At 35.4% G+C, this 15,320-nt stretch carries 13 protein-coding genes, 4 pseudogenes and 1 riboswitch; of the genes and pseudogenes, 9 read left to right on the top strand and 8 right to left on the bottom strand.

Going from position 1 to position 15,320, the window contains the following annotated elements; translation table 11 throughout:
- Nucleotides 1-311 precede the first annotated feature (311 nt).
- The 4 genes from ACFX4L_RS23065 (at nucleotide 312) to ACFX4L_RS23050 (ending at nucleotide 2,245) form a co-directional block, all read left to right on the top strand.
- Nucleotides 312-560 (top strand): hypothetical protein, encoded by a 249-nt coding sequence (locus ACFX4L_RS23065; RefSeq protein WP_284469546.1) that lies wholly within the window; start codon nucleotides 312-314, stop codon nucleotides 558-560.
- Between the two features lie 171 nt (nucleotides 561-731).
- Nucleotides 732-1,310, top strand: coding sequence for a phosphatase PAP2 family protein (locus tag ACFX4L_RS23060; RefSeq protein WP_284469547.1), 579 nt, complete (start codon nucleotides 732-734; stop codon nucleotides 1,308-1,310).
- Nucleotides 1,311-1,504: 194 nt separating this feature from the next.
- The gene (locus ACFX4L_RS23055) at nucleotides 1,505-1,972 is read left to right on the top strand and encodes a hypothetical protein (protein ID WP_284469548.1); all 468 of its coding nucleotides are present in this window, start codon (nucleotides 1,505-1,507) and stop codon (nucleotides 1,970-1,972) included.
- Nucleotides 1,973-2,143: 171 nt separating this feature from the next.
- Nucleotides 2,144-2,245: an LPXTG cell wall anchor domain-containing protein gene (locus ACFX4L_RS23050; RefSeq protein WP_096341107.1), complete on the top strand. Its 102-nt coding sequence runs from the start codon at nucleotides 2,144-2,146 to the stop codon at nucleotides 2,243-2,245.
- Between the two features lie 568 nt (nucleotides 2,246-2,813).
- On the opposite strand, the gene ACFX4L_RS23045 is transcribed toward ACFX4L_RS23050, so the two are convergent.
- Nucleotides 2,814-3,374 carry a GNAT family N-acetyltransferase gene (locus ACFX4L_RS23045; protein WP_377386860.1) on the bottom strand — a complete coding sequence of 187 codons (561 nt, stop codon included), beginning with the start codon at nucleotides 3,372-3,374 and terminating at the stop codon, nucleotides 2,814-2,816.
- An 807-nt stretch (nucleotides 3,375-4,181) separates the two neighbouring features.
- On the opposite strand from ACFX4L_RS23045, the pseudogene ACFX4L_RS23040 reads away from it, so the two are divergent.
- Nucleotides 4,182-5,285: pseudogene (locus tag ACFX4L_RS23040) on the top strand (ATP-binding protein); the annotation flags it as partial.
- A gap of 448 nt (nucleotides 5,286-5,733) precedes the next feature.
- Here the strand turns inward: ACFX4L_RS23040 and ACFX4L_RS23035 are convergent.
- From ACFX4L_RS23035 to ACFX4L_RS23020, 4 genes and pseudogenes are all read right to left on the bottom strand, one after another.
- A complete protein-coding gene (locus tag ACFX4L_RS23035; protein ID WP_284469550.1) occupies nucleotides 5,734-6,573 on the bottom strand; it encodes a MetQ/NlpA family ABC transporter substrate-binding protein in 840 nt (279 codons plus the stop codon).
- A gap of 77 nt (nucleotides 6,574-6,650) precedes the next feature.
- Nucleotides 6,651-6,780: pseudogene (locus ACFX4L_RS23030) on the bottom strand (ABC transporter permease); the annotation flags it as partial.
- Nucleotides 6,781-6,883: 103 nt separating this feature from the next.
- Nucleotides 6,884-6,994, bottom strand: a riboswitch (SAM riboswitch).
- A gap of 380 nt (nucleotides 6,995-7,374) precedes the next feature.
- Nucleotides 7,375-7,755 (bottom strand): penicillinase repressor BlaI, encoded by a 381-nt coding sequence (blaI, locus tag ACFX4L_RS23025; RefSeq protein ID WP_377386856.1) that lies wholly within the window; start codon nucleotides 7,753-7,755, stop codon nucleotides 7,375-7,377.
- Nucleotides 7,736-9,547: a BlaR1 family beta-lactam sensor/signal transducer gene (locus tag ACFX4L_RS23020; protein WP_377406316.1), complete on the bottom strand. Its 1,812-nt coding sequence runs from the start codon at nucleotides 9,545-9,547 to the stop codon at nucleotides 7,736-7,738. Before ACFX4L_RS23020 ends, blaI begins: the two co-directional genes overlap by 20 nt.
- A gap of 282 nt (nucleotides 9,548-9,829) precedes the next feature.
- Here ACFX4L_RS23020 and bla point away from each other — a divergent pair, with 282 nt between their 5' ends.
- Nucleotides 9,830-10,723 (top strand): class A beta-lactamase, encoded by an 894-nt coding sequence (bla, locus tag ACFX4L_RS23015; RefSeq protein WP_483878238.1) that lies wholly within the window; start codon nucleotides 9,830-9,832, stop codon nucleotides 10,721-10,723.
- A gap of 258 nt (nucleotides 10,724-10,981) precedes the next feature.
- Here the strand turns inward: bla and ACFX4L_RS23010 are convergent.
- Nucleotides 10,982-11,944 (bottom strand): annotated as a pseudogene (locus ACFX4L_RS23010) (response regulator); the annotation flags it as partial.
- A 5-nt stretch (nucleotides 11,945-11,949) separates the two neighbouring features.
- Between ACFX4L_RS23010 and ACFX4L_RS23005 the strand changes: the two are divergent.
- Nucleotides 11,950-12,056, top strand: a pseudogene (locus ACFX4L_RS23005) (short-chain dehydrogenase); the annotation flags it as partial.
- Between the two features lie 222 nt (nucleotides 12,057-12,278).
- Here the strand turns inward: ACFX4L_RS23005 and ACFX4L_RS23000 are convergent.
- Nucleotides 12,279-12,497, bottom strand: a complete 219-nt coding sequence (locus ACFX4L_RS23000; protein ID WP_061465081.1) for a helix-turn-helix domain-containing protein — start codon at nucleotides 12,495-12,497, stop codon at nucleotides 12,279-12,281.
- A gap of 10 nt (nucleotides 12,498-12,507) precedes the next feature.
- Nucleotides 12,508-12,996, bottom strand: a complete 489-nt coding sequence (locus ACFX4L_RS22995; protein ID WP_061465079.1) for a DUF2975 domain-containing protein — start codon at nucleotides 12,994-12,996, stop codon at nucleotides 12,508-12,510.
- Between the two features lie 705 nt (nucleotides 12,997-13,701).
- On the opposite strand from ACFX4L_RS22995, the gene ACFX4L_RS22990 reads away from it, so the two are divergent.
- Together ACFX4L_RS22990 and ACFX4L_RS22985 are read left to right on the top strand one after the other, a co-directional pair.
- Nucleotides 13,702-14,004: a hypothetical protein gene (locus ACFX4L_RS22990; RefSeq protein WP_377406310.1), complete on the top strand. Its 303-nt coding sequence runs from the start codon at nucleotides 13,702-13,704 to the stop codon at nucleotides 14,002-14,004.
- Between the two features lie 166 nt (nucleotides 14,005-14,170).
- Nucleotides 14,171-15,295 carry a DUF3626 domain-containing protein gene (locus tag ACFX4L_RS22985; RefSeq protein WP_377406307.1) on the top strand — a complete coding sequence of 375 codons (1,125 nt, stop codon included), beginning with the start codon at nucleotides 14,171-14,173 and terminating at the stop codon, nucleotides 15,293-15,295.
- The last annotated feature ends 25 nt before the right edge of the window (nucleotides 15,296-15,320 follow it).

Genomic DNA, 15,320 nt, shown 5'->3' with positions numbered 1-15,320 from the left:
AAAAGCTATGTAGCTCAATTGGAACATACTATTATCCTTACTAAAGATGGTCCGATTATTGTCACACTTTAATTCAAACGAGGATTCGATTGGTGTATCCCACATCAACCCACTTAAATAAGGGAGTTGCTTTGAACTGCACCCAAATTATTAGATGTTGTCTAACAATTGGGGTGCAGTTCATTTTGGCAGCTCTTATGTTGCTTAAGGGGCAGGGTAGTTGAACAATGACTTGAAGAGAGTAAATCCTTTATAGCTGATTAAGTGATTCTATTATAATGAAGCTTTAAATCATAAGGTGGGTAAAAAAATTGAAGTGGGAAAATGTTGCATACGGTTTTACAATATTCATTGCATTACTCTTTCTTGAGCCGTATCTTGATAAAATGGGCATCAACTATTGGCTAAGATTTTTGTTTATTATAGTTGTAGTTTTGTGCATAAACTTTACTTTATCTAAAATCAAATTCCTTCAGAAATCGGTAACAAAAAAAGTAGGCTGGTCGACTTTGATTACAGTAATGATTTTCGTAGCTGTTTTGGTTAATTTAATCAACTAACGGATGCTTTACTTCGTTAAGAAAGGTTGCTGCGGCAGCCTTTTTTTTATTGCACCAAAGGGGCAGGTTAGCTCTATAAGAAATTGAAATAATAGGCAATAATTGTTAATATTAAATTAGAGAGAATAGGAGAACAGCTAACTAGGCAGGTACATTAAAGGAGATTATGAAATGAGTTTTATGGAAGCAGATTATGAATGGTTTAAATTCATCAATAGTAAAGTCCAACAATATCCATTATTAGATAACATAATGATTTTCTTTGCGGAATATGTTCAATATGCTTTTGTTTTATTAATTTTGATGTTATGGCTACTAAATAAAAGTAATTTCCGTGTGATAGCTTTTCAGGCTATGTTTTCATTTACTTTAGCGTATTCAATAAACAGAATTATTGAGTTATTCATTTATAGAGAGCGACCGTTTATATCGCATGAAATTATTCAACTCGTTGAGCATTCTGCTAATTCCTCTTTTCCAAGTGACCATGCTACATCTGCAATAGCAATTGCTGTTACTCTTTGGCTATCATCCCATCATTTTAAATATACATGGTTTATTCTTGCGATAGTAGTAGCTTTCTCAAGAATATGGGTAGGGGTTCACTATCCCTTAGATGTAGTTGCGGGAATTTTAAATGGAGTGATAATAGCATTATTTACACATTACCTTTTGTTCAAGGTAAAACCCATATCATTACTAATAGAAAGGCCAATTTTCCAAGGACAAGGTAGGATGAAAGATTGTTAGTTATGGCAGATTATATATCTTGCTAAACTAACAGGTACATTACTTCCATAAGGGGGTTGCTTTGGGAGCACTTTTTCTTAATGAATTAACGGGGCAGTTAATTCATTAAGAATCCACACCTATTTTGGTAATTATTTTTATAATGAAGTGGCTGATTTCAGTAGGAAGATTGCTGTTCAAGGTGGAGGATAGATATGAAATCTAAAAAGACAGTAGTGATTATTGCTTTCGGTATAATATGTATAGCTATCTTCATAAATCTATTAAAGAAGGATTTATGGGATGTAAACGAAGAGTTATTAAAAGAAGAAGTGTTATCAATTGGACATTCCGTTGAAACAATAAATTTATTAGATGTAACACCATTTGACTGGGATGTAGTATATTCCTTTGGACCATATACCCCGAAAGATGATATATATGAAATGGTAGGTTATAAATGGGATGCTATTAGTGAAACTGTAAATGAAGGAATGAATCAAGTTGTATTTTTGAACGATGGAAAAGTGGTCTGCTATTTATATGGTTATCCTGAGAATAATGGATATGGTATATCTTTTGAATCTGAGAATGATAAAGATGCTGGTTATATGCTTAATATTAAAGATGATGTAAATTTTCAAGTAGAAAGAAGCGACAGTGTCGTATATTTGAGAAACTAAGGAAGGATAACTACCTGGTGCTTTTTCAATAATGAAGGCTGCTACGGCAACCCTTTTCTTACGGAACTAACTGGTCAGTTTAGTTTAATAAGACTTTTAGAATCAAACTATCAGTTGAAAAACCTTTTTAGAAAAAATCTCGTATATTTATTAGAATAGGAGGAACAGGTTATGTTAGGGGATATTATATATCAAGTTATTGTTTTCGGAGGTATAGCATTAATTTTAGGTGTTTTAGGTTATTTATTTTTTAAGAGAACCAAGAAAAGCTGATTAAATTTCTAATTCATGTAACGGGTGCTTTACTTCATTACCAGGAGCTGATCAGCAACTCCTTTTCTTATAGAACTAAAGGGGTAGCATTCCTGTAATAACTGAAAATGAGGTTTGGATGAAAAAAGACCTCTTGATATGATGAACGTGTCCTAAGCTGGCAAGGAAAAAACATCTATTTGGAGGCCTTACAATGAATTATAACCAAAATCATAAAATCTCTCAAATTACTTCTGAACCTTAATTGTCGGAGTAGAACATCGCCAAGCACAAACATGTCGCTCGAGCACGATTTTAGAGGATTGGAACTGGGTAAAACGTGTTTCTTTGAAAAATCCGGGTGACAAGATATTACCAATGAATTTTAGATGAGATCAAAGGAAGAATCAACGAGGTTGTTAAAGCATAAGCGTCAAATATTCCCCGCCTACATAGCACAACTTAATGTTCCTAGAACAAAAGTATACATTTATGAATTAATGCTCAAATGTGTATAGCCTTATTCATCAGATTCGTACATTAGTTTACAAATTGAATAATATTGTATTCAGAGGTTAACCGATAACGTCTACGCTTCAAGTAAATATAAAAAGTCTGCATATGATTGATCCTTTTGTAAGAGAAATAAAGTGTATTGGTCTTTTGGGATTTCATATAAATCATATACAGCACCATTTTCGTTTAATTGCGCATACATCGATTTTCTTGTTTCATTTGCTTTTATAACATAAGGAAGTTTTTCGGCAGCTTTTATGGAACGGATATTTTCTTCTCGAATCCGCATAAAAACCGTCTCAATACCTAGCTCATTAAAGAGTTCTTTAAAAAAAGCATCTTTAGCAGGTCTATTATATCCTTTTCCGTGATAAGGTTTTCCAATCCAAGTACCTAAGAATCCGCAATTATCTTCTATATCGAATAAAGTAATCATACCGATTGGAATTCCCCACTCATCAAGAATAGTCCGAGAAATTAATTCGCCACGCTCTTCGGCCTCAATCGTTTGTTTTGTCATAAATAAGAATTCCTCATATGAACGAACTTTTTGGCGTACAAATGGGAAGACATCTGGATGTGCCATTAGTTCGTACAATACGTGGCTTTCATGAAGATCTCGTTTCTTAAGCATAAAATCCCTCCAATCATAAGCAGACTCAAGTGTGTTTTAGGATTTTTTTTAATAATAAGAGATATGCAATAAGTGAAAATGCATAGCGGTTTTCACTGAATTATGGCAATTCACAATGCTAAAGGGGGCTTTTATAGATTTTAAGATACATTGATTTTTGATAATTAGGTAAAATAAAAATATGTAAGCGACCTTATCATTCCTATTAGGATACACAAGGTCGCTTAAACTATTTCTTCTTGATTTATCATTACTTTGTAATCTAATCCTTTCATTTTTTTATTTTTTTAATACCAGTTTTAGTATTTTTCTAAGAGAAGATCCGTATTTTAAAAAAGGGACAAAGGCTAAGAATTCTTTAGAAAAAACAGAGCTTTCTTGATACTCAATGTGCATTATATGTCTTCGTCTTTCTCTATTTCATTGGCATCACCTTCTTTTAATTTAGTAAGATTAGCATACAAGAAAAATTTTATGTTGTAAATACAAAAGTCGAAATTTTCTGAAAAATATCGAAAAAAGTAGTTTTATATACTTTTTTTAAGAGAATCGGATCTTATGCAGCAATTCCAAATAGTTGAGTCTAGACGGAAAAAGATGGGAGCTCATACCTGTCCATATGGTTAACAGGATTTATATAGAACCACTTTTTATGCTTCATGGAAAATATGAATAAAATATAAATAAGGATTCTTGCATCAAGACCCTTTCCAATATATAATATTTAGAATATTTAGAAAATTTGGAGTGGAGGAGTGAAATTATATATCTATAAAACAATTACAAGAAAGTTATATGTCTATTCTACAATTACGAGAAAGTGAGATGAAATACCGAGCTCTATTTGAACATGCAACTGATGCAGTTTACCTATTAGAATTGAATGAGGATCGATTGCCAATTCTATTTCTTGACGTAAATCCAGTTGCATGTAAAAGATTGGGTTATAGCAAGGAGAAAATTCTTTCAATGTCTGTTATGGATATTCTTCCTGAAAAAATTAAAACTATAAACATTATAAAAGATTCCGAAAAGGGAAAACATAACTTCACTTTCCGAGATGAATATGTTTTTAAAATTGAGGAGAAAATAGATACTGAGTTAATCATCGATATCTTTAGATTAGGTGAAAAAGAGGTTGCTATGGTTATTTCTCGAGATATCACTGAACGTTTAAAAACAGAAGAATTACTGCGAAAATCAGAGAAGCTTGATGTGGTAGGGAAATTAGCTACAGCAATAGCTCATGAAATTCGAAATCCACTAACAACTATTAAAGGATTTATACAACTAATACAATCAATGAAAAATAAAGAAAATCAGTGGTACATAGATGTAATATCATCGGAAATTGAACAAATAGAAGTAATCATAAATAGACTTATGATAGTAGCTAAACCACAAGCAGTAAAGGTTCAACTCAATAATTTGAGCATGTTAGCAGAACAAGTTATAACGCTACTGCAACCTCAAGCAATGATGAAAAATATACAGATCAGAACAGAGCTTAAATCAGAAATTCCCTACATACCTTGTGAAGGAAACCAAATAAAACAAGTGTTTATCAATATCTTAGAAAATGCAATTGAAGCGATGTCAACGGGAGGAGAAATTTTGGTTCAAATCGATACACTTGATAGTCATCAAGTAAGTATTTGTTTTATCGATCAAGGATGTGGGATTCCAAGAGAACGTATCCCATATCTTGGAGAACCCTTTTATAGTATCAAAGAAAAAGGGGTTGGCTTAGGGTTAATGATCTGCTATGAAATTGTGAAAGCACATCAAGGAAAGATAGTTATTGAAAGTGAAATAAATAAAGGAACAACAGTTAATGTTATTCTTCCCATCTATTTTCTTTCTTATCAAAGGATTCTTTTAATTTCTTTCATGGGAAAGGCTTTTCGGTGATTACATACGTCGGTGTCGACTGGATATGACTACTTACAAATATTGAATGATTGGTATATCTTATACAATATTTTATGTAATCTTTGTTTCACTTTTGGATTGCATATTATCACGATTTTCTTAGTTTCTTTTGACATGAGAGGATTGACCGTGACGACGGCAATATCCACACAGAATAACTAGATGTTGATCCGTAATTCTCTCAATTAGTTGATTTTGTTTGTTTTGCATTTTAACATTCATAGTAGGGCTTCCTCCTTAAGACTTTGAGTTTAGTTAAGTATTTATGTTTAAGAAATTTACGCTTTAAGTTTTTTTGTAGCTTCTATTAAGCGGCTTTTTGTAAACGGATTTTTTGCTTTTCTAGTGTATAGACATAGAAGAACCCCGAGTAATGGACCTTTTTCGAAGTGTCCATTATTCGGGGTATAGTTCATGAAAGGGTATTTTATTTAGATACTGGTATGACTGCACCTTTATATTTTTTAGTAATGAAGTCTTGTATTTCTTTAGAGCGAAGTACTTCTACTAACGCTTTTACTGTCTCTTTATTTTCATCGCCCTTACGTACAGTGATAATGTTTGCATATGGATTATCTTCACCCGATTCAACAGCGATTGGGTCTTTAAGCGGATCTAGCCCTGCATCTAACGCATAGTTCGCATTAATAACAACCGCATCACCTTCGTTGTTATTATAAATTTGAGGTAATAGGCCACCTTCTATATCTGCATTAAAAGTTAAGTTTTTAGGATTTTCTACAATATCATTAATCGTAGCTTCTGTTTTATTGAGGCCTTTTTTTAGCTTAATAACGCCTTCTTTTTCAAAAATAGATAGAATACGTCCTTGTTCAGCTACAGCATTACGCATAATAACTGTACCGTTTTTTGGAAGATCTTTTAAGCTATCATACTTTTTAGAGTAAATGCCGATTGGCTCAATATGAATAGCACCCGCATTTACAAAGTCATAGTCTGGATTCTCTTTTAACACTGATTTAAGATATGGAACGTGTTGGAAATAATTTGCATCAATCTCTTTATCAGCTAACGCTGTGTTCGGAATAATATAATCTTGGAATGTTTTAATTTCTAAATCAATTCCCTTTTCCTTTAATAATGGCTTTGCCTCTTCTAAAATTTCAGCATGTGGAATGTTTGATGCACCCACAAGGATTTTCTTTTCTTTGTCTGAAGAATCTGATCCGCTGTTAGTCGTACCGCAAGCTGCTAAACTTAATACTAATGCTGAGGAAACTGCTAAAGTTGATATCCACTTTTTCATAATTCATTTCTCCCTTATCGTTTATCTATTTTTGTTGTAAATATATCACCTATAAATTGAATAAAAAACAATGACTAAACATCATTATTATTGAGCTGAAACCCTTCAAGATATAACAAATTACCTAAACCACCTGCACCAACCCCAGCAACCAACTAGAAGGATTGTTGTAACTGTAATACCTGAAATTAATGCTGGCACCAGCTCTTAGTATGTTAGTTTGTCCGAAGTATACAGGGGAAAGGAAAGTTTTTTCTCCTCAAAAAAACCTTTCTACACATGAGTAGAAAGGTTGGTTAAACAATCCTTTCTCTCATCTTCCAAAGCACATTGCTTTGCAGGAATTGGCACCATATCAGTTAATTAACTGACGGTTGCCGGGCTTCACAGGGCACAGTCCCTCCACCTCTCTTGATAAGAGTCAAACAATATATTCAATTAAACGAAATATTTTAAATTCAGCGTTAATATAGTATGACAGTGATCTTATCATGACCAAATGGTAGTGTCAATCAAAAAAATGTTCAATTAATTTGAATTTACGAATGATTGCGTTAAATGTCTTGTTCCTGTAGCCCTTACGATTGCTTGTTCCAGGCCCTGCAGAAGCCTTCACTATCAAGAAGCGTGATAAAAACATCTATTGAATTAAATTCATGCATAACTATTATTAAGACGAAAGTTCTGATTTTTTTCGTATCAAACTACGCAGATAATTACATGGGAAATATGTCCGCCGCTATTTCGATTTCGACCGAAAAAAGCGATTTGGAAAAATCCCAAATCGCTTTTTTTATAGTATTATTTTTTAGGTGTTTTATTTAAAATAAAGCGTAGTTCATTGATATCATCATCAGATAGGGCATCTTCCTGAATGAATTGGACAAGCATGGATTTCAGGGCACCTCCATAGATACGGTTGATAAATGATTCGGTCTCGGCACGCTGGCACTCTTCCTGTGTATAGAGCGGGTAAAAGGTGTAAATTCTTAGATTTTTATCGACACCTACTACATCTTTTTGAACCAATCGATCGAGAAGAGTGCGTATGGTTTTCGGCTTCCAATCGGTACTCTCCTGTAAGGAAACTATGATGTCATTTGCTGTTTGAGGGGCTTTATCCCAAAGCACGTTCATGATTTCCCATTCTGATTCTGATATGCTAGGAATGTTTTTCTCCACTTTTCTCCCCTCCATTTTTTTTATAGATTCCTAAATCCTTTAAAATTGATAAAGTAATTTCTCCCGCCTTGCTTCCAGATGAATCATCTTCATTTTGTATATTGGTAGCAAAGAAATAAGTATCGTTCTTCGTCTCTACATACCCGATAAACCAACCATTGATGTTTTTTCCATTCACTGTTCCTGTACCTGTTTTTCCTGATAGGCGAGCTTCCTCATTCTTTTCTAAGAGCAGGGCGTCCTTCACAGCTTGGATATGCATTTCCTTATATCGCAATTGATTGTAATAAAAGGCTTGCAGCAGTTGGACTTGCTCGACTGGAGAAATTTTCAATGAGGATTCGAGCCAGAATTCACCCAATTCCCCGGATACATCGGAATTTCCATAGTTTATCGCTTGCAGATTGGATTGTATTGTTTCAAATCCCGTTCTGCGATCTAATTCTTGGAAATACCAGTTTACCGAATTTTGTAAAGCGGATGAGACATCCTGATCCATATTCCAAGCGTCATAGGGTTGCTCAGTCCCATCCCAGGAAAGAGTGGATTCTTCGGGTGATATCACATTTGATTCTAGTGCAAATAAGGCACTATAGATTTTGTATGTGGAATCAGGTGATACCCGCAAAGTACTTTTCTCTTCATTATAAATGCGATATTGCTGTGCGTTATGATCATATAAAACAAAGCTTCCTTCATACCCTTTAAAGAATTGATGTAAATCTTCATAAACTACTCTGTCATTTTTAAAATAGTATCGGTCTTTTTCCGTCGCAAATGCGAAAACGAAAGGTAATTGGATTGTCAAAATGATACTGGCCAACACATAAATAAAGACGCTTTTCCTTATTGATTTTTTTTGGGAATGCTTATAGGCAGAAATTTGTTCAATTCGCTTTTTGATTTGAAGCTTGGAACCGTTTAATTGTGTCACTAACTGTAGATTACTTGACCGTTTTGAAAGATCCAAAAAATTAATGATAGTATTTCCATATTCACTAAAAGAGTTATCATCCAGTAACTGTAAAACAGATGTATCACATGCGATTTCCCGATCCAATCTCATTTCTCTAAACGCAAGCCAAACAAGGGGATTAAACCAATAAATGATTTGATAGAACAATATCAAGTAATTTGTCAGCAAATCCTTGTTTTTATAGTGATTCAGTTCATGAAGAAAGATATACTCGTAATTTTTCAAGCTAAGCCAGTTTTCATGCTGAGCAGGTAAGACGATATATGTTTGAAAAAGTCCGAATATCATTGGAGATTGGACTCTTTTCGAAATAACGATCTCCATTGATTTTTTTATCCGTAGTCTTTTCTTGCATTCTTCGAAAAGCACGAGAACTTCTTGATTGGAAAACGGAGAAGAATAATTCTTTATCCTTCTAATTGTGAGCCATCCACGAACCATAGTAAAGGTAAATAAAAGCATCCCTGATATCCATAAACCCATCACCCCCATATTAAGTAAGGACAGGTTCGGCCGATTGACCGATACAGAAAAGTCTTGTATGAGGTGTAGGCCCTGCATCATATCAGTTCCAGTTTTTTTCATATTAGAGCTGGATGCATGAATCTGATTTATATCCCCACTGCTAAAGACAGAATTTAAATTATATAAATCAGTAGGTATGAATGGAAGTGCTAAAGCCATAAAAAGAAACATCCACAAATGATAGTGCCATTTTGCTGTTAATTGTCTTCCAAACCATTTTCGTATAAGTAGGATAACAGTAACGGAAAATGAAGACACCAATAAACCTAATATAAAATGAGTTAAAAACATGTCCTTCAATACCTACTCTCTTGATTTTTAAATTTTAAAAAACAGGTATATAGCATATTTATAGTAGCGTGATGGTTAAAAAAAGAAGAATTGACTTTACTTGATTACATATGTAATACTATACTACAGATGTAATCAGACTACAAATGTAATCCATTAAAAATCCTTGCATGAGGTTGTTTTTTCAATTCGTACATAAGAGTCTAATCAAATAATTAGGAGGTTTATATCATGAACAAAAGATGGTTTTATCAAATACTGGCACCAATAGGATTGGTGCTTATGGTTGCAGGCTGCTCAGATGAGAAAAAACAGGTTGTACAACAAGCAGAAACAGAACATACCGGGGGAACTAACCAAACGTCAGAAAATATTACGGCAAAAGAAACCGCAATGGAGAAATTTAAACAACTTGAGAAGGAATATGATGCAAGGCTTGGGGTCTATGCCATTGATACAGGAACGAAAGAAACCGTGGAATTTCGTGAGAACGAACGATTTGCGTATGCATCTACATTCAAAGCCCTAGCCGCAGCTGTATTGTTAAAGCAAAATCCGATATCAGTGCTTGAGGAAATAAGGACATTCACCAATGAAGATATTGTTACCTATTCTCCGATTACAGAAGACTTTGTGAACAAAGGAATGAGTCTTGGAAAGATAGCTGAAGCAGCGATGCAGTATAGTGATAATACAGCAGGAAATCTTCTGTTCGAAGAATTAGGCGGACCAGATGGATTTGAAAAGGCGTTACGGGAAAGTGGCGATACTATCACAATGGCTGACCGTATTGAACCAGATTTGAACGAAGCTATTCCTGGGGAATCACGGGATACAAGTACCCCTAAAGCACTTGCAACTACCCTTGAGGTGTTTGGAATCAGTGAGTACCTTCCTGCCGATAAGCAAGAAATTTTCACAAATTGGCTAAAAGGGAATACTACAGGTGATTCCCTCATTCAAGCTGGTGTACCAGAAAGTTGGGAGGTTGGAGATAAGAGCGGAGCCGGTGGTTATGGAACTCGAAATGATATAGCGATTGTGTGGCCGCCAAATCGAGAACCGATTATTATAGCGATCATGTCAAGTCGCAATGAAGAGAATGCAAGCTTTAATGATAAACTCATCGCAAAGGCTGCAAAAGTGATTGCTCAGGCGTACTCTAACAACAAATAGATTAAAATTGTAGAGAAAGAGTACGACACTTTGGGTGACGAACGTTTTTTACTTCAAGAAAGTTTGTGAAATAATATACTTCAATTAAAGGGTGCAAGAGTTAAAGAGCCGGCTGCTATCCCAGCCGGCTTTTTTTGTTGAAAAACAGTTTAAATTTCTATATGTTAACTTGTTATGGTTGCATGATAAACGATTTGAATATTACGGGGAAGAAGCATTTGAAAAAAACAAGAGAAAAATCGGAAAGTTCTCCAGCGCCTACACGATATTCTCCGTTCGCGCCATTTCTATTGCTTCTTCGCGGTTTTTGACGTCAAGCTTCGAGTAGAGATTCGAGCAGTAATTGCGGATCGTTCCCTCCGATAAAAATAGCTTGGCGGCAATCGACTTGTAGCGCAGCCCGTTTGACAGATGCTCCAGAATCTCCATCTCGCGTTTCGTAAGCCCGTACGGGTAGTTTTCCTTACTTGAGCCGATCTTCTCCAACTGCTCGCGCTGACGCTTCATCTCTTCGAAAACTCGCGTAGCGACCGATTGGTCGATCCAGGTTCCTCCGTTATAAATAAGTTTCAAGGCTTCCTTCATCTCCCGCGGATGAATCGACTTCAGCATGTAGCCTTCCGCCCCGCGCTCCAATGCAGTTGCCGCCTGCAAGGTATCCTCAAACGTTGTCATGAGCACAATCTTCATATCAGGCCATCGTTGTTTCATCTCAAGTAAAGCTTCAAGCCCGTCCATTTCCTGCATGCGAATATCCATTAGCACGATATCCGGCTGCGACCGCTCACAATGTTCCAATGCTTCGCACCCGTCCACCGCCTTACCAACAACGGTAAAATCAGCATGCTGATCCAAAAGTTGCTTCAAACTGTCGGTAATGATCGCCTGGTCATCAACGATCAGCAGGCGAATCGTGTCATGTACTGGCTCTGTCTGTAACAGAATATTACATATGACGAAAGTTCCTTGCCCAGACCCGGAATGAACGGACAGCGTGCCATGAAATGGTTCAAGCCGTTCCTTCATCCCATTGAGCCCAAATCCGAATTGGATCTCTTCCATTCCGATGCCGTTATCTTCGATCTGTAACCGAAGCTGATGACTATCGAAATGCAGTTGAACGGATATCAAGCTCGCCTGACCGTGCCGAACCGCGTTGGTTAGAGACTCTTGAAGGCAGCGATACAGACAAAAGTTTATTTTTTGCATAACTCGAGTCTCACCTGATTACGTCTTCAACTATGTATAAAAAATCGCTGAACTTAATGAGTTAGCTTCTAAAATATTTCACGCTAAAGAGGAAAATAAATACATGATACACTTTGGAATATAAGCCTTTTTGTTTTTTATCTTATCTAAATTAACGGGTTCCCTTTTGAGGTGCAAACTATGAAAATCACATCACATTTTTTGTCACTAATATCAATGCAATTCTCAATGGATTTCTCTAATTAAATATCAATAATAAACGCAGAGAAGGGATAGCTTAATAGCTATCCCTTCATCTTAATTTCACTATCTAATCCCGTTGGTTGAAGAAAGTTGTTGTCTGTTTTTATTGAGTGTCTTCGTCGCCCTTGTACTCCAAAATATCACCTGGCTGACAATCCAAAGTCTTACATATCGCTTCTAATGTTGAAAAACGAACCGCTTTTGCTTTTCCATTTTTCAGAATGGAAAGATTCGCCATAGTAATTCCAACCCTCTCCGAAAGTACTGTTACGCTCATTTTCCTTTTTGCCAACATCACATCAATATTGATGATAATCGCCATGATATTCACCTCAGATCGTTAAATCATTGTCTGATTTTATATTAATAGCTTCTTGTAAAAGTCTTTGGAGAACAGCAGCAAAAACGGCGATCACCATTGAGGCGAAAATAATGACCAATCCGATTGGTATGAAACTTGGAGGGTCAACTCTTTTCGCCATGAGATAGTAGAGTGGCATACCTAATAGGTACAAGGTGCTGATCGTGATGGCACAGTGTTTTATATTCTTTAAAGCCTTTACCGATAATTCCGAGAACGCTTGGTTCTTATCAATATAGCTTAAAAGTTTAAAAGCTTGATAAAGAGCGAAATAAAAAGGGATCGCTGCCACGTACATATCGATTAAAACGAGAGATTTCATATAAGCAATATCTGGATACAATTCCCCAGCAAAATTCCCGATCTTAGGCACCAAAAATATGCACAATGCAAGAACTGCAATTCCAACCAGGAAAATAATTACCTTTAAGAAAGTGGTTGAACCTCGTTTAACATTCATTTAAAATACCTCACTTATTTAATGACAACATGATTTTATCATATTATTTATCGTTTTACAATAAAATCATATTGTTTCTTATTGTATTATTATTGTTACATGAAGTCCTTCGATATACTTGTTTCTTCGATCATATCCATGAAGGGCATTCAAACATTCCGAGTAAGACTCCGTATCATTCTTTGTTGGTGGTTGAGGAGAGAAAGAGAAGCAAGTCTTGCATTCTTTTGAGAGAAATCATCAAGATCTATATAAGCTGGAGCAAGAGAATAAACAGAATTTGTGGAAGAGTCATCTCTTGCTCTAATATAGACGGCCAGCATTAATATAATAAATGAAGTGGTAATTGAGTAGGTTTGTGAAACATTGTACTTAAACAAACGGGTGCGTGTGCGGCCGCGCCTAGGTCGTATCATATAGCGGGTGGGATTCCCATCGAGTAAGAACTAGCCATTCGCTCGTAGCGAGTTAATAAAGTTCACCTAACAATATTGTAAGATGCTAACAATATTGTTAGGTGAACTTCATATGTTTTAAGCCGTATCATTTAGAATAAAGTTTAATCGTTTATAAAAATGATAAACCAAATCAATTACTTGATTTTGGTTTTCCTTAATCCTATAGGGGCAGGTTAGTTGACGAAGACCCGTTTGCTTTATGGTATAGTTTATTAAAATTCAGTTTGTAGTTTATGGGGGAAATTTAGTGTCAAATAAGTGGAAATATGCAATGGGATTGTTTTTTAAAAAAAGAGAAAGTACTAAACGTACTAAACCATTTATACTGATTGGATATTTAATGAGGATATTAATGGGCTTAACTTTAATATTGGTTATAATTAATGATTTTAATTTTAATTACATTAAATATATAATTCTTTTATTAGGAATTGATTCAATAATAGATGGATTTGAAAGTTTTTTAAAAAAGGAAAATAAGAGGCAGATGTTAGTAGATTTTGGTATTGCTTTTATATGGTTCGTAGTATTTTTTATAAGTGGTTCGTAATGTTTTATATGGAACTAACGAGTGTTTTACTTCAATAAGGAAGGTTGCTGAGGCAGCCTTTTTCATATGGCACTAACGGGACAGATTAGTTGAATAAGAAGGGAAAAACAAACTTTTCATTGAATTAATTAGGATCAATTTAATAAAAGGAGAGACTCATCTGTTCATGAAATTATCAATGTCACAACTATTTGCTTTAGAGCATTTTACAAAGTATGCAAGGAACCATAAACATCAAGCTAAAGCAACCATTAATCACATATTAAAAATGTCAAATATCTCGGATAAGATATTTGAAAATGCTGTTGTTAATTTAAAGACTCACGCAAAGATTGGCCTACATTTTCATCCAGATAGACCAGATTCGACTATGAAAAGCGTTGCTGAAGCACTGCTTGAGCAGGGAATATATAAGAGCCAGTTTGAAACATTTATATCTAATGGCAGCGTATCCGCATACTCTGGTGGTGAACGCGACATTTGGGAGAAGAGAATTTTTGGAGGAGCATATCAACTGGAGGGCACAACCAATAACCAACGGCCTAAATATGGGGCACTTAATTTGATGTTACATCCAGATGGGCCTGCACCACGTTTTGGATCATGCTATTTTATTCTTTCCCCTGAGGTCTCATATCGTTCCACCTACACGTATTTGGATTCACATCAAGACCCAAAAGAAAAGGGTACTTATGAAGAGTTTGACATCATTTTGGCTGCACTCTTGGAAGAGGCGTTCTTAAGAGATTTTGCAATCGGTGAAAGAAATCTGACGCCAGCAAGATTAATCAATCATTTACTGGTTAACCTAGAAAACCCGTTTATGGACCAAGCAAACAAAGAGCCAAACCGCAATCTTAACCACTATCTTGAAGCCCAAGTTCATGGGGATATTTCACTTAAAGAAGACGTGGAAGTGCTTGTTGCAGATCCTTCATTCAAGGACACTTATGTAGGGAGAACAATGGAACAAATATGCCTTAAGTATTCTATTGATCTATATTGGCACATGGGTTTTGTACTTATGGTAGACGAGGTTCCTGCGGATTTTAGGGGTCCATCAATGACTTCCTTGGCAAAACGCATTGCACAAAATAATTTTATCGATGCGAACATAATTGGATCTGCTGTTATGGACTTGAAACGCAATCCAGTATCTTGGAGTGATCGCGGAACTTATAAGGAGATACTTCAGGAATTAAAACTATTGTGGCACGTTTTAGTGAGATATGGAAAGACTGGTATGTCAACACTAAATCAAACAACTTTTTTAAGGGCTAAGTTTCGATAAGCCACCGGACTTAAGTAGCCAAGTG

It is taken from the genome of Peribacillus sp. YIM B13482 (assembly GCF_042787975.1).
Classification (GTDB): domain Bacteria; phylum Bacillota; class Bacilli; order Bacillales; family DSM-1321; genus Peribacillus; species Peribacillus simplex_A.
This window is presented reverse-complemented; position numbering and strand designations above follow the sequence as displayed.